The organism is Streptomyces sp. NPDC126503 (genome assembly GCF_040302405.1).
GTDB classification, from domain to species: Bacteria; Actinomycetota; Actinomycetes; order Streptomycetales; family Streptomycetaceae; genus Streptomyces; species Streptomyces gulbargensis.
The window spans coordinates 1-14223 of the sequence record NZ_JBEORS010000020.1; the positions used below are offsets into that span (position 1 = coordinate 1).

Annotated in this window: 14 protein-coding genes; 5 read left to right on the forward strand and 9 right to left on the reverse strand. The window is 73.7% G+C overall.

Features of this window, described 5'->3' with window-relative positions; all coding sequences use genetic code 11:
- Window positions 1–211 precede the first annotated feature (211 nt).
- The 3 genes from rplT to infC all read right to left on the reverse strand — a co-directional run bounded on the left by rplT (window position 212) and on the right by infC (window position 1727).
- The gene (gene rplT / locus ABTY40_RS23390) at window positions 212–598 is read right to left on the reverse strand and encodes a 50S ribosomal protein L20 (RefSeq protein ID WP_345282361.1); all 387 of its coding nucleotides are present in this window, start codon (window positions 596–598) and stop codon (window positions 212–214) included.
- Window positions 599–705: 107 nt separating this feature from the next.
- Entirely contained in the window at window positions 706–900 is a 195-nt protein-coding gene (gene rpmI / locus ABTY40_RS23395; protein WP_041128339.1) for a 50S ribosomal protein L35, read from the reverse strand.
- Window positions 901–1025: 125 nt separating this feature from the next.
- Complete coding sequence (infC, locus tag ABTY40_RS23400) at window positions 1026–1727, reverse strand: translation initiation factor IF-3 (RefSeq protein ID WP_309055133.1); 702 nt, start codon at window positions 1725–1727, stop codon at window positions 1026–1028.
- A 328-nt stretch (window positions 1728–2055) separates the two neighbouring features.
- On the opposite strand from infC, the gene ABTY40_RS23405 reads away from it, so the two are divergent.
- Entirely contained in the window at window positions 2056–2469 is a 414-nt protein-coding gene (locus ABTY40_RS23405; protein ID WP_352061312.1) for a DUF1844 domain-containing protein, read from the forward strand.
- 89 nt (window positions 2470–2558) lie between these two features.
- Here the strand turns inward: ABTY40_RS23405 and ABTY40_RS23410 are convergent, their stop codons facing one another.
- From ABTY40_RS23410 to ABTY40_RS23420, 3 genes are all read right to left on the reverse strand, one after another.
- Window positions 2559–3293, reverse strand: a complete 735-nt coding sequence (locus ABTY40_RS23410; RefSeq protein WP_352061313.1) for an SseB family protein — start codon at window positions 3291–3293, stop codon at window positions 2559–2561.
- 61 nt (window positions 3294–3354) lie between these two features.
- Window positions 3355–4545, reverse strand: coding sequence for a type VII secretion-associated serine protease mycosin (gene mycP, locus ABTY40_RS23415; protein ID WP_352061314.1), 1191 nt, complete (start codon window positions 4543–4545; stop codon window positions 3355–3357).
- A complete protein-coding gene (locus ABTY40_RS23420; protein WP_352061315.1) occupies window positions 4542–5447 on the reverse strand; it encodes a hypothetical protein in 906 nt (301 codons plus the stop codon). The genes mycP and ABTY40_RS23420 overlap by 4 nt, the downstream gene beginning before the upstream one ends.
- 454 nt (window positions 5448–5901) lie before the next feature.
- Between ABTY40_RS23420 and ABTY40_RS23425 the strand changes: the two genes are divergently transcribed.
- The gene (locus tag ABTY40_RS23425) at window positions 5902–7104 is read left to right on the forward strand and encodes an amino acid deaminase/aldolase (RefSeq protein ID WP_345282373.1); all 1203 of its coding nucleotides are present in this window, start codon (window positions 5902–5904) and stop codon (window positions 7102–7104) included.
- A 93-nt stretch (window positions 7105–7197) separates the two neighbouring features.
- On the opposite strand, the gene ABTY40_RS23430 is transcribed toward ABTY40_RS23425, so the two are convergent.
- The 3 genes from ABTY40_RS23430 to ABTY40_RS23440 all read right to left on the reverse strand — a co-directional run bounded on the left by ABTY40_RS23430 (window position 7198) and on the right by ABTY40_RS23440 (window position 10864).
- The gene (locus tag ABTY40_RS23430) at window positions 7198–7992 is read right to left on the reverse strand and encodes a 3-oxoacyl-ACP reductase (RefSeq protein ID WP_352061316.1); all 795 of its coding nucleotides are present in this window, start codon (window positions 7990–7992) and stop codon (window positions 7198–7200) included.
- Window positions 7993–7996: 4 nt separating this feature from the next.
- Window positions 7997–9352: an aldehyde dehydrogenase family protein gene (locus ABTY40_RS23435; RefSeq protein ID WP_502990650.1), complete on the reverse strand. Its 1356-nt coding sequence runs from the start codon at window positions 9350–9352 to the stop codon at window positions 7997–7999.
- Window positions 9353–9499: 147 nt separating this feature from the next.
- Window positions 9500–10864, reverse strand: coding sequence for a glutamine synthetase family protein (locus ABTY40_RS23440; protein ID WP_352061318.1), 1365 nt, complete (start codon window positions 10862–10864; stop codon window positions 9500–9502).
- Window positions 10865–10953: 89 nt separating this feature from the next.
- On the opposite strand from ABTY40_RS23440, the gene ABTY40_RS23445 reads away from it, so the two are divergent.
- From ABTY40_RS23445 to ABTY40_RS23455, 3 genes are all read left to right on the forward strand, one after another.
- Window positions 10954–11682, forward strand: a complete 729-nt coding sequence (locus tag ABTY40_RS23445; RefSeq protein WP_352061319.1) for a FadR/GntR family transcriptional regulator — start codon at window positions 10954–10956, stop codon at window positions 11680–11682.
- Between the two features lie 103 nt (window positions 11683–11785).
- The gene (gene eat, locus ABTY40_RS23450) at window positions 11786–13330 is read left to right on the forward strand and encodes an ethanolamine permease (RefSeq protein ID WP_502990651.1); all 1545 of its coding nucleotides are present in this window, start codon (window positions 11786–11788) and stop codon (window positions 13328–13330) included.
- 60 nt (window positions 13331–13390) lie between these two features.
- Window positions 13391–14209, forward strand: coding sequence for a gamma-glutamyl-gamma-aminobutyrate hydrolase family protein (locus ABTY40_RS23455; protein ID WP_502990652.1), 819 nt, complete (start codon window positions 13391–13393; stop codon window positions 14207–14209).
- Window positions 14210–14223 lie beyond the last annotated feature (14 nt).

Below are 14223 nucleotides of genomic sequence, written 5' to 3' on the forward strand. Positions count from 1 at the left end.
GGGGCGGTGGCTGCCGGCTCGTGCGGGCCGCGGGGCCGTCGGCCGGCCGGGCGTGGCCCGCGAGCGCGGGGAGCCGTCGGCCCGTCGGCTGGGGCTGCGGCCGGGGCGCGGGGGTTCCGCCGGCCACGAGCGGTGGCCGGGGCGCCGACGCACCCGGACCCGCAGGCGCGTGCGCTTGCGGGTCCGGGCAGAGGTACTGCGGCCTGGAAGATCAGGCGGCGGCCTTCGGGGCGTTGACGTCGGCCGGCAGAGCCTTCTGCGCGACCTCGACCAGCGCGGCGAACGCGCCCGCGTCGTTGACGGCCAGCTCGGCGAGGATCTTGCGGTCCACCTCGATGTTGGCGGCCTTCAGACCCTGGATGAGGCGGTTGTACGTCATGCCGTTCAGGCGGGCAGCGGCGTTGATGCGCTGGATCCACAGCTGACGGAAGTCGCCCTTGCGCTTCTTGCGGTCGTTGTAGTTGTAGACCAGCGAGTGGGTGACCTGCTCCTTGGCCTTGCGGTACAGGCGCGAGCGCTGACCACGGTAGCCGGAGGCCTGCTCGAGGATCGCCCGGCGCTTCTTGTGGGCGTTGACTGCCCGCTTGACGCGTGCCACTTCTTAACTCCTTGTAGCGGGGTCGTGGTGGTGCTCACACGACCCGGAAATCGGATGGGTCCCGGTCTCGACCGGATGCCCTCGTCGCCGAGGGCGGGAGATCAGGGTCAGATGCCCAGCATCTTCTTGATCTTGGCGGAGTCACCCGGGGCCATCTCGGCGTTGCCCGTGAGGCGACGCGTCAGCTTGGACGACTTGTGCTCGAGCAGGTGGCGCTTGCCGGCGCGCTCCCGCAGGATCTTGCCGGAGCCGGTGACCTTGAAGCGCTTCTTGGCACCGGAGTGCGTCTTGTTCTTCGGCATAGCGCCGTTATCTCCTCGTCAGTGGCGCTCCCCCGGTGCGGGCACCGGACAACCGGGAGCGTCAATTCTTCGATTGGGTGGACCGGGCGGGACCCGGGGGCTGCCCGCGGGGCAGCCCCTTGGGATCACGCCTCGGTGTTCTCGGCCGAAGGCTCGGCCGAAGCCTCCTCGGCGTCGGCCTCGGGAGCCGCCTCGGGCGACCCGCCCTGGCGCTCCGCCTTGCGCGCGGCCTGGGCCTCGCGCGCCTCGGCCATGGCCTCGGTCTTCTTCTTGTGCGGACCCAGAACCATGATCATGTTCCGGCCGTCCTGCTTCGGGTTCGACTCGATGAAGCCCAGGTCCTGGACGTCCTCCGCCAGGCGCTGCAGCAGTCGGTAACCGAGCTCCGGCCGGGACTGCTCACGACCACGGAACATGATCGTGATCTTGACCTTGTCGCCCTGCTTGAGGAACCGTACGACGTGACCCTTCTTGGTGTCGTAGTCGTGCGGGTCGATCTTCGGCCGGAGCTTCATCTCCTTGATGACCGTGTGCGCCTGGTTCTTGCGCGCCTCACGGGCCTTCATGGCCGACTCGTACTTGAACTTCCCGTAGTCCATGAGCTTGCACACGGGCGGGCGGGCGTTCGCCGCGACCTCGACCAGGTCGAGGTCGTACTCCTGAGCGAGCTCCAGGGCCTTGGCAAGCGGGACGATGCCCACCTGCTCGCCGCTGGGGCCGACAAGACGCACCTCGGGAACGCGAATCCGCTCGTTGATGCGGGGCTCGGCGCTGATGGATCCTCCTCGGTTGCACCACGCGACCGCCTTGGCGGACGGACACGTCACGTGTTCAGTCAGTGAGACCAACCGCGCCGGTACATCAAAAATGCCCCGGACGGGACACAGGCGGGGCTCCATGGAAAACCGGAGCACCACCACGGTCCGCCGCGGGGCGCGCTTCGGGCGGTTCCATCGTCCGTACGGAACGATGGGGACCGCCTGACCGGTGACCCGCCGCCCGTGAGGGCGGTCAGGTGGGAGTACGGAGCCTCCACTTGTGGGCCGGGCACGTAGGTGTCCGGCCGGTCGTTACACAAGGCTACCAGGCGTCCTTCCGGTCCGCGAACAGGGACGGCGGTCGGGGGGCGGGGCGGGGCGGCATATCGTGTGGGGCATGAGCGAGACGCCCCAGAACGAGTCCACGGACTCCGCAGTTTCCCCGGACTCCCCGGCCTCCCCCGCCGCCGGCGACACCCCCGACTTCGACGCCATGACCCGCGACATCGCGGAGGTGCCGGCCGTCGAGGTGATCGTGACCGTCGCGGTCAACCTGATGAGCGCCGCCGCGGTGAAGCTCGGTCTCACCGAGGAGGGCGAGGTCCACAAGGACCTCGACGAGGCGCGCAAGCTGATCCACGCGCTGGCCGGTCTGATGGACGCCGGCGCGACGGAGATCTCCTCCTTCCACGCGGCGCCGCTGCGGGACGGCCTGAAGTCCCTCCAGCTCGCGTTCCGCGAGGCCTCGCTCGTCCCGGACGAGCCGGGCCAGGGCCCGGGCGAGAAGTACACGGGGCCGGTGTACGGCTAGGGCCTGTCTTTCGGATCTTGCCGGGCTCGCGGCCTGATCCGAAAGCAGGACCCGGTCGGAAGCGGGCCGCGCCGAGGCGCGGGGGCCCGTCAGTTCCGTACGTAGAAGGGCTCGCCCGGAGGCGTGGCCGAGGCCGGCAGGAGTGCCAGGTCGAGGCCCCGCACCAGGCGGGCCCTCAGTGTTTCGTCGGCGGCCAGGGCGCGGGCCACGCGCTGGGCGGCCTCGGCCGGGGGCGCCGCCCCGTCGAGGACCAGGGCGAGGGTGCCGTCGGCCTGCCCCGGGCCGAGGTGGGCGCGGAGCACCGCGGGCTCGGCGGCGACGGCCGCGCGGACCGCCTCCCGTACGGCGGGGTCGTCGAGCGGGTCGGTGCTGGTACGGCCCTCGGCGAGGGCGACCAGGGCGGGACCGGTCACCTGGTACGGCACCGGGCCCGCCAGGTCCAGGACGAGGGTGTCGGCCTTCTCGTGGACGAGCGCCGCGAGTGCCTGGTGCAGGGGGACGGCGACCGGGCGGGCGGCCGGGTCCCACAGGGCGAGCGAGGCGATCGAGGTGAAGGCGGGCAGGGCCCTGCGGTCACCGGCGGTCAGCGTCGGCACGGCCATGTCGCTGGTCTTCTCCTGGCGGAGTCCGGTCCCGGGGTCCACCTCGACCTCGCCGAGGACGGCGACGACCGGAACGAGCAGCCGGGCGTCCCTGAGCGCCTCCAGGACCGGGCCGTGGGCGGTCCGGTCCTCCGCCCAGGCCGCCAGGGCCGCGGCGAGCCGCCGGTCGGCGGTGCCGTCGTCGTCGGAGAAACCGGGGTCCGGGATGTTCTTGAGCGCCACGCACCGAGCCTAACCGCCGCCGTCCGGCGTCCCGGCCGCCGGGTCCCGGTGCCACCGCGGGTCAGCGCGGGCGGTGCGCGCGGTGGAGGGCGAAGGCGACGAGCAGGAGCAGCGCGCCGAGTCCGCCGGCGGCCGGGGCGAGCAGACCGAAGGACCGGCTCTCCTCGGCGGGCGGCCGCGGGCCGGGGCCGAAGTACTGCCCCCGGAAGCCGGCCGAGGCGTTCTTCGGGTCGCCGCCCGTGATCCGGGCTCCCTCGCGGATCGCGGCGGCCGGGTCGACCGTCCCGTACCCCTTGGCGTCGCTGCGGCCGCCGCGCGGGCGGCTGCGGGCGGTGTCGATGAGGAGCTGCTTGATCTGGGCGGGGGTGAGGTCCGGGTGGGCGGACCGGACGAGGGCGACGGCGCCGGAGACGAACGCGGCGGCGGCGCTGGTGCCCCAGCCCTCGTAGTAGCGGCGGTCGGGATCGGCGATGACGACGTCGACGCCGGGCGCGCTGACGGTGGCGTACCAGCGGCGGGTGGAGAAGGAGGCGTGGACGCCGTGCCGGTCGACGGCGGTGACGGCGATGACGCCGGGGTAGGCCGCGGGATAGGAGATGTGGTCGCCCTTCTCGCCGCCGTTGCCGGCGGAGGCGACGACGGAGACGCCCTTGGCGAGGGCGTACTGGACGGCGGCGTCCTCGCCCGCGTCGGCGTGGGCGGACTCGGAGTCGTCGCCGAGGGAGAGGTTGATGACGTCGGCGCCGTGGTCGGCGGCCCAGCGGATGCCCTCGGCGAGGGCGGTGCCCTTCGTCCTGCGGGCTTTCTCGCGGGCCTTGTCGCCGCCTTCGAGGATCACCCGGACGGGGAGGATCTTGACGCCGGGGGCGACGCCGAGGACGCCTTCCTCGCCGCCCGGGCCGTGGCCGTGCCCGGCGATGATGCCGGCCATGGCCGTGCCGTGGCGGGCCCAGGAGCGGTCGCCGCGGGCGGCCCCGAAACCGATGAGGTCGCGGCCGGGCAGGACGGATCCGGCGAGGTCCGGGTGCCGGTCGTCGACGCCGGTGTCGAGGACGGCGACGGTGACGCCCTCGCCCTTGGTGGTGCGCCATGCCTCGGCCGTACGCAGGGCCTGGAGGCCCCACTGCCGGTCACGGACGGGGTCGGCGTGGGCGGCGGGGGCGGTGGCGACGGGCAGGACGGTGAGGGCGGCGGCGAGGAGCGCGGCGGCGGTGGTCGTGGCCCGGGCCGGGTTCGTACGGGCGCGGGTCACCGGTCCTCCCCCTCCTTCTTCTGCGTGGCGGCGGCGACGGCGGAGCGCAGGAGCGCCGTGAAGCGTTCGGTGATGGCCTTCGCCTCGTGGCCGAGGCCGGCCTGGGCGACGGCGTCGGTACGGCCCCGGCGCATGGCGGTGTCCGCGCGCTGCGGGCGGTCGACGGCGCGCCCGTCGGCGAAGCCGGACACGGCGGTGACGACCACCGGCAGATCGGCGGGGGTGGTGAGCCACCAGCCGGCGCGCTGCGTGGCGCCGAAGTCGGCGGCGACGGTGCCGGGGCCGGGCAGAGCGGGCGGCACGTCCTGGCCGAGGCGGGTGGCGAGGCCGCGGGCGGCGAGGGTGCCCTGGGTGGGGGCGTCGGCCCCCGTGAAGACGAGACCGACGGTGATCACGCTGCTGGCGGTGGCGTCGGTGTAGGTCGCCCGCAGCACGCGCTCGCAGCCGAGCGGGCGGAGCGTGGCCAGGAGGTTCGGCGCGAGGACCGCGGGGGTGCAGGGCGTGTCCGGGGCGACGACGATCCGGGTCCAGGTGCGGGCGGCGGTGCCGGGCCCGGCGCCGGGACCGGCGACGGTACGGGGGAAGAGGGTGTCGACGGGCGCGTTGTGCCAGAGGCTCCTGGCCTCGCCGTAACCGGCCGGTTCGGCGGGCTTCCCCGGCTCGGCGGCGGCCAGCCAGACCCCGGCGAGCGCTCCGCCGATGAGTCCGACCCCGAGCACGACACAGCTCGCGACCGCGACCGCCCGCGCGGTCCGCTTCCGCCGCACGGGCCGCAGCCGGGTGGTGCTCTCCGCGCCGGGATACCCGTACGGGTTCCCTTCGTAGGCCGTCCCGGGGACCGGTGCGGCGGACGGGCTCGGCCACGTCTCCCGCACGGGCCGCAACCGGGTGGTCGTCTCCACGCCCGGCTCCGGCGGCGCGGGGACGGCTCGCCCGGGGGCGGCTGCGGGCAGGGGTCCGGGGCCGGGAGCGGCGGCAGCGGCCGGGGGGACGGCGGGACGCCGGCCGGGCGCGGGGACCGCCGTGGGCGGGGGCGCTTGCGGGGCCCGGCCCGCCGGGGGCGGCGCCGGGGCGGACGGCGCCGGAGCCGGGGAGGAGGCCTGTCCCGCCCCGGAGGCCGTACGGCGGGAGTCCGGTGCCGGCGCGGCGGGCGGAGGAGCCAGGGGTGGCATGGGGCCCGGGAGGTGCGGGGGGTGGAGGAGGGTTTCGGTGATGCGCGAGGACGGGCGCGGATGGTTGTCGGTCATCCCCGTCCCCCTGCTCGTGTCGACAATGCCCGTCACTCTACGGGCTGTTCCCCGCCGCGCGGGAACTCAGGGGCTACCCACCCGTAAACCCGTCTGGCAAGCTCGGGCCATGACTCCCCGCGCCGCCGACCGTTCCCGGTACGACCGGGCCACCGCCCATCTCGACGCGCCCGTGGCGATCGTCGATCTGGAGGCGTTCGACGCCAACGCGGACGACCTCGTACGGCGGGCCGGGGGCAAGCCGGTGCGGGTGGCGAGCAAGTCCGTGCGGTGCCGGGCGCTCCTGGAGCGGGTGCTGGCGCGGCCGGGATTCGCGGGCGTGATGTCGTTCACGCTCGCCGAGTCGCTGTGGCTGGCGCGCGCCGGGTTCGCGGACGTGCTGCTCGCCTATCCGTCGGCCGACCGCGCCGGGTTCGCGGAACTGGCCCGGGACCCGAAGCTGGCGGCGGCGGTGACCGTCATGGTCGACGACGTGGCGCAGCTCGATCTGATCGACGCCTCCCGGTCCGGCGGGGAGGAGGAGGTCCGGGTCTGTCTGGAGCTGGACACCGCGCTGCGTCTCCTGGGGGGACGGATACGGATCGGAGCGCGCCGCTCGCCGCTGCGCACCCCGGCGGAGCTGGCCGAGCTGGCCCGCTCGGTCGGGCGCCGGCCGGGTTTCCGGCTGGTCGGGCTCATGGCGTACGAGGGGCATGTGGCCGGTGTCGGGGACGCGGTGGCGGGCCGGCCGCTGCGGTCGCGGGCGGTCCGGCTGATGCAGGCGGCCGCGCGCCGGGAGCTGGCGGAGCGCCGGGCGGCCGTGGTGCGCGCGGTGCGGGCGGTGGCGCCGGACCTGGAGTTCGTGAACGGCGGCGGCACCGGCAGCGTGCAGCACACGGCGGCCGAGGAGGCGGTGACGGAGATCGCCGCCGGTTCGGGCCTGTTCGTGCCGCGCCTTTTCGACCACTACTCCTCCTTCAGCGGCCGTCCGGCGGCGCTGTTCGCGCAGCCGGTGGTGCGCCGGCCCGGGGTGGGTGTGGTGACCGTCCTCGGCGGCGGCTATCCGGCGTCGGGGGTGGCGGGCGAGGACCGGCTGCCCGTGCCGTACCTGCCGGAGGGACTGCGGTACGACCCGCAGGAGGGCCCGGGAGAGGTCCAGACACCGCTGCTGGGCTCGCCGGCCGACGACCTGCGGATCGGCGACAAGGTGTGGTTCCGGCACGCGAAGGCCGGCGAGCTGTGCGAGCGGTTCGACAGCCTGCGGTTGGTCGAGGGCGACCGGGTGACGGACACCGTGCCCACCTACCGGGGCGAGGGCAAGACCTTCCTCTGACCTCGCTCCGGCCCTGCTTCGCGCGGCAGCCGGGCGCCTCGAGGCGCCCGGCTGCCGGGTGGGGGGTGCGGGGGGTGTGGGGGGTCGGAGTGGCTAGAGGGGCGTCACGTACGCGCCGGAGATGCCGCCGTCCACGAGGAAGTCACTGGCGTTGACGAAGGAGGAGTCGTCGCTGGCGAGGAAGGCGACGGCGGCGGCGATCTCCTCGGCCTCGGCGAAGCGGCCCACGGGGATGTGGACCAGGCGGCGGGCGGCCCGCTCGGGGTCCTTGGCGAACAGCTCCTGGAGGAGCGGGGTGTTGACCGGTCCCGGGCAGAGGGCGTTGACGCGGATGCCCTCGCGGGCGAACTGGACGCCCAGCTCGCGGGACATGGCGAGGACGCCGCCCTTGGAGGCGGTGTAGGAGATCTGGCTGGTGGCCGCTCCCATCACGGCGACGAAGGACGCGGTGTTGATGATGGAGCCCTTGCCCTGGCGGCGCATGTACGGCAGGGCGGCCTTGCAGCACAGGTAGACGGAGGTCAGGTTGACGTCCTGGACGCGCTTCCAGGCCTCCAGCCCGGTCTCCAGGATGGAGTCGTCGTCGGGGGGCGAGATGCCGGCGTTGTTGAAGGCGATGTCGACGGAGCCGTAGGTCTCGAAGGCGGTGCGGTACAGGGCCTCGACCTCCTCCGGATCGGTGACGTCGACCTTGACGAAGGTGCCGCCGACCTCCTCGGCGGCGGCCTTGCCCGCGGTCTCGTCGATGTCGCCGCAGACGACGTGGGCGCCTTCGGAGGCGAGCCGCCGGGCGGTGGCGAGGCCGATGCCGCTGCCGGCTCCGGTGATGACGGCGGTACGGCCGACGAGGCGGCGGCAGACGGTTCCTTCGGTCGCTTCGGTGCTCATGCGGTCAGGCCTCCGTGCTGATGAAGACGTTCTTGGTTTCGGTGAAGGCGGTCAGGGCGTCGGGCCCGAGCTCCCGGCCGAGGCCGGACTGGCGGTAGCCGCCGAACGGGGTCCAGTAGCGCACGCTGGAGTGGGAGTTGACGGAGAGGTTGCCGGCGCGGACGGCGCGCGAGGCGCGCAGGGCGCGGCCGACGTCCCGGGTCCAGATGGAGCCGGACAGGCCGTACTCGGTGGCGTTGGCGAGGCGGATCGCGTCGGCCTCGTCCTCGAAGGGAAGGACGACGGCGACGGGTCCGAAGATCTCCTCGACGGCGCAGGGGGCGTCCTCGGGCACGCCGGTGAGGACGGTGGGCGGGAACCAGAAGCCGGGGCCTTCGGGGGCCTTGCCCCGGATGGCGTCGAGGTCGTCGGTGACGTAGGAGCGGACGCGGTCGAGCTGGGCCCGGGAGATAAGCGGCCCCATCTGGGTGCGGGCGTCGAGCGGGTCGCCGACGACGATCTCCTCGATGGCGGGGGTGAGCAGCTCCAGGAAGCGGTCGTACACCTCGCGCTGGACGAGGACGCGGGTGCGGGCACAGCAGTCCTGGCCGCTGTTGTCGAGGAAGGCCATCGGCGCCGCGGCGGCCGCCGCCTCGAGGTCCGCGTCGGCGAAGACGATGTTCGGGCTCTTGCCGCCGAGTTCGAGGGTGACCCGCTTCACCTGGCCGGCGCACTTCGCCATGATCGACTTTCCGACGCGGGTGGAGCCGGTGAAGACGATCTTGGCGATGCCCGGGTGGGTGACGAGGGCGTCGCCGGCGACGGGGCCGGTGCCGGGGAGGACCTGGAAGAGGCCTTCGGGGAGTCCGGCGGTGAGGGCGAGTTCGGCGAGGCGGAGGGCCGTGAGGGGGGTGGTCTCGGCCGGCTTGAGGACGACGGCGTTGCCGGCGGCGAGGGCGGGCGCGGTGGCCCAGGCGGCGATCGGCATGGGGAAGTTCCAGGGGGCGATGACGCCGACGACCCCGAGGGGTTCGAGGATCGTGACGTCGAGTCCGCCGGGGACGGGGATCTGGCGTCCGTTCAGACGCTCCACTCCCCCGGCGGCGTAGTCGAGGAGGTCGCGGACGTTGCCGGCCTCCCAGCGGGCGTTGCCGAGGGTGTGTCCGGCCTCGCGGACCTCCAGGAGGGCGAGTTCCTCGACGTGCTCGTCCACGGTGGACGCGAAGCGGCGGAGCAGCCGGGCGCGGTCGGCGGGCGCGGCCGACGCCCAGTCCCGCTGGGCGGCGGCGGCCCGGAGGACGGCGGCGTCGACGTCGGCGGGGGTGGCGGCGGGGACGGTGGCGACGATGTCCTCGGTCGCCGGGTTCAGTACCTGGAGCAACTCTTCCACTCCCTGGTCCTCATTCCTTTCGCGCAGGGGCTGCGGGCGGGGGCTGCTGGGCGGGGTTCGCGGTGGGGGGCCGTGGCGGGAGCCGTGGTGGAGATTCGCGGAGGGGGCCGCGGTGGGGGATCGGGATGGGGCCGTCGCTCAGAGGCGTTCGAAGGAGCGGCGCAGTTCCCAGTCAGTGACGGCGGCGTCGAAGGCGTCCAGTTCGACGCGCGCCATGGTGCGGTAGTGGGCGACGACCTCGGCGCCGAAGGCCTCCTTGGCGATCTCGCTGGTCTCCCAGAGTTCGGCGGCCTCGCGCAGGGTCGTGGGAACGTGCGCGTAGTCACCGGTGTAGGCGTTGCCGGTGCAGGCCGGAGGCAGTTCGAGACGCTGCTCGATGCCGTGGAGGCCGGCCGCGATCATGCCGGCGACGGCGAGGTAGGGGTTGACGTCGCCGCCGGGGAGCCGGTTCTCGAAGCGGGTGGAGCGGCCGTGGCCGACGACCCGGAGGGCGCAGGTGCGGTTGTCGTGGCCCCAGGCGACGGCGGTGGGGGCGAAGGATCCGGGCTGGAACCGCTTGTAGGAGTTGATGTTCGGCGCGTAGAGGAGGGAGAAGTCGCGGAGGGCGGCGAGCTGTCCGGCGAGGAAGTGGCGCATGGTCGCGGACATTCCGTGCGGGTCGTCCCCGGCCATGACGTTGTGGCCCTCCGCGTCCTGGAGGGAGAGGTGGATGTGGCAGGAGTTGCCCTCGCGCTCGTTGTACTTCGCCATGAAGGTGAGGGAGACGCCTTCCTGGGCGGCGATCTCCTTCGCGCCGGTCTTGTAGACGGCGTGCCGGTCGCAGGTGACGAGGGCCTCGGCGTACTTGAAGGCGATCTCGTGCTGGCCCGGGTTGCACTCGCCCTTGGCGGACTCGACGGTGAGGCCGGCGCCGGTCATCTCGTTGCGGATGCGGCGCAGCAGCGGCTCGACCCGGCCGGTTCCGAGGACGGAGTAGTCGATGTTGTACTGGTTCACCGGGGTGAGGCCGCGGTAGTGGGCGTCCCACGCCTGCTCGTAGGTGTCCTTGAAGACGATGAACTCGAGCTCGGTGCCGACGTGGGCGGTGAGGCCGTGGGCGGCGAGCCGGTCGAGCTGGTGGCGGAGGATCTGGCGGGGTGCGGCGACCACGGGGGTGCCGTCGCCCCAGGCGAGGTCGGCGGTCACCATGGCGGTGGCCTCGTTCCAGGGGACCCGGCGGAGGGTGGTGAGGTCGGGGTGCATGGCGAAGTCGCCGTAGCCGCGTTCCCAGGAGGACATCTCGTAGCCGTCGACCGTGTTCATCTCGGTGTCGACGGCGAGCAGGTAGTTGCAGCCTTCCGTGCCGTGGTCGAGGACCTCGTCGAGGAAGAACGGTGCGGCGAACCGCTTGCCCTGGAGCCGCCCCTGCATGTCGGGGAAGGCCAGGACGACGGTGTCGATCTCGCCGCTCGCGACGAGGGCACGCAGTTCCTCGACGGTGAGCGGGGCTGTGCGGTCTGCCACGGGATGACTCCTCCTTCGGCCTGCCGGGAGCCATAAGGTATGCACGAAGACCATTGCTTGTGAAGTGCCCGGGAAGGGGAAACGAGAACGTGGCCCGTACGAGTGACGTGCCGGACCGGTTGACGCCCGTACTGCGGCCGGTGCGCGCGGGGAACGGTTTCGAGGAGGCCTTGGAGCAGATCCTCCAGGTCGTACGGCTCGGTCTCGTGCCCGGCGGCGAACGGCTGCCCGCCGAACGGGAGCTCGCCGACCGGATGGGAATCAGCCGGGTCACCCTGCGCGAGGTCCTCAAGGTCCTCCAGGAGCAGGGCCTCGTGGAGAGCCGGCGCGGCCGGTACGGGGGGACGTTCGTCCTGCCCCGGACGCGGACGGCCGACGAGGAGGAACTGCGCCGCCGGATCGCCGCCGTCGACATGGAGGACACCCTGCGCTTCCGCGAGGTCCTGGAGGTCGGGGCGGCCGGCCTGTGCGCGGCGCACGGCCTCGACGCGGCGGCGACCGAACGGCTGCGGGCCGCGCTGGCCGCCACGCACGACGCCCCGCTGGACGACTACCGGCGCCAGGACACCCTCTTCCACCTGGTCCTCGCGGAGCTCTCCGGCTCGCCGACGCTGACGGCGCAGTACGCGGCCGTCCGGGCGACCGTCAACGACCTCCTGGACTGCATCCCGCTGCTCGTCCGCAACCTGGAGCACTCCCAGCACCAGCACACGGCCCTGGTGGAGGCGGTGCTCGACGGCGACGCGGACGCGGCGCGGGAGGTGATGCGGGAGCACTGCGCGGGCACGGCGGCGCTGCTGCGGGGCTTCCTCACGTAATCCGGAAGTTACGCGCGGGGGCTTGCGCTCGCCACTCCGCCGACGCAAAGGTATGGGATCGATCCATTGGACACCAGGCCCGTTGCGGGGAGCTGACGCTGCCATGACGCTCGACGAAACGACCGGGGGCGCGACCGGAGGTCCGGCCGGCGGCGGAACCGGAAACCCCTCCGGAAGTACCCCGGGACGCACCGGTGAAACAGCCCCGGTGACCGGGCCCGCGGGGGTCACGTCCCCCGGGGACGACGACTACCTGGCCCGCCGCTCGCTGCGCCGCGGCAGCGCCGGGTGGCTGCTGCTCACCGGACTCGGCGTCGCCTACGTCGTCTCCGGTGACTTCTCCGGCTGGAACATCGGCCTGTCGAAGGGCGGTTTCGGCGGACTGGCCGTCGCCACCGTCCTCATGGGCGTCATGTACGCCTGCCTGGTCTTCGCGCTCGCCGAGCTCTCCGCGATCCTGCCCACGGCGGGCGGCGGTTACGGTTTCGCGCGCCGGGCGCTCGGCACCTGGGGCGGCTTCCTGACCGGCACCGCGATCCTCGTCGAGTACGTCCTCGCCCCCGCCGCGATCTCCCTCTTCATCGGCGACTACGTGGAATCCCTCGGCCTGTTCGGACTGGAGTCGGGCTGGCCGGTGTACCTGGTCTGTTTCGCCCTCTTCATCGGCATCCACCTGTGGGGCGTCGGTGAGGCCCTGCGCTTCAGCCTGATCGTGACGGCCGTCGCCGTCGCCGCGCTGCTGGTCTTCGCTTTCGGCGCCTTCACCGACTTCCGGGTCGACCGCCTGAACGACATCCCGGTGGACGCCGGGGCCTTCGGGGCGAACTCCTGGCTGCCGTTCGGGCTCCTCGGGATCTGGGCCGCGTTCCCCTTCGGCATGTGGTTCTTCCTGGGCGTCGAAGGGGTGCCGCTCGCCGCCGAGGAGGCCAAGGACCCGGTGCGGTCGCTGCCGAAGGCGCTCGCCCTCTCGCTCGGCGTGCTGGTGCTCCTCGCCGTCGTGACCTTCCTCGCGACGACCGGGGCACGTGGCTCCGCCGCCGTCCAGGAGGCCGGCAATCCGCTGGTGGTGGCGCTCCAGGGCGACGGCGAGCCGACCGCGCTGAGCCGGTTCGTGAACTACGCGGGCCTCGCCGGGCTCGTCGCCTCCTTCTTCTCCCTCATCTACGCCGGGTCGCGGCAGCTGTTCGCCCTCTCCCGGGCGGGCTACCTGCCCCGTTTCCTCTCCCTCACCAGCCGCCGCAAGTCCCCCTACCTGGGCCTGATCATCCCCGGCGCGATCGGCTTCGCGCTCGCCGCCGGCTCCGGGGACGGGGCCCGGATGCTCAACATCGCCGTCTTCGGCGCGACCATCTCCTACGCCCTCATGGCGCTCTCCCACATCGTGCTGCGGCGGCGCGAGCCGGGGCTGCACCGGCCGTACCGGACGCCCGGCGGGACGGTGACCTCGTCCGTCGCCCTGGTCCTGGCGCTCTCCGCGCTCGTCGCCACCTTCCTGGTGGACCGGACGGCGGCGTTCCTGGCCCTCGGGGTGTACGTGATCGCCCTCGCCTACTTCGCGCTCTACAGTCGGCACCGCCTGGTCGCGCGGGCGCCCGAGGAGGAGTTCGCGGCGCTCGCCGCCGCCGAGGCCGAGCTCGAACGCGACTGACCGGCCGCGCCCGCCCCCGCTCCCCCGCCCCCGCTCGCTCCGCCCCTTGGAGGAATCCTCGTGACCAAGCCGCTCATCGGCGTGACCACCTATCTGGACCAGGCGCGGTGGGGGGTGTGGGACATGCCGGCGACGCTGCTCCCCGCCGCGTACCCCCGCCACGTCCGGGAGAGCGGCGGTCTCGCGGTGCTGCTGCCGCCCGACGAGCCGGCCGCCGCGGCGGCGGTCGTGGCCCGGCTCGACGGTCTGGTCGTCGCGGGCGGCGCGGACGTGGAGCCCGTACGGTACGGGGCCGAGCCCGACCCCCGTACCGGCCCGCCGGCCCGGGAAAGGGACTCCTGGGAGCTGGCCCTGATCGACGCGGCCCTCGCCTCGGGCACGCCGCTGCTCGGCATCTGCCGGGGCATGCAGCTGCTGAACGTGGCGCTCGGCGGCACGCTGGCGCAGCACGTCGACGGGCACGTGGAGGCGGTCGGGGTGATCGGCCGCCACGCGGTCGCGCCGGTACCGGGCACCCGTTACGCCGCGCTCGTACCGGATCCTGCCCAGGTACCGACGTACCACCACCAGGCCGTGGACCGGCTGGGCGCGGGGCTCCGCGTCTCGGCCCACGCCGAGGACGGCACGGTCGAGGCGGTGGAGCTGGCGGAGCCCGCCTGGGCGCTGGGCGTGCAGTGGCACCCGGAGATGGGCGAGGACCCGCGGGTGATGCGGGGGCTGGTCGTGGCGGCGGCGGCACGGGCGGCCGGGACGGCGAGGGCCCGTGCCGGGACCGACGGGCCGGCCGCCCCCGGGGCCGGGGTCCGGTCCCGGACCGGGGAGGAGACGGTGGGGGCCGGGGAGGTCGGCGCGGCGGCCGTCGCCACGGTGGGAGCGTGACGGGTACGCCCTCC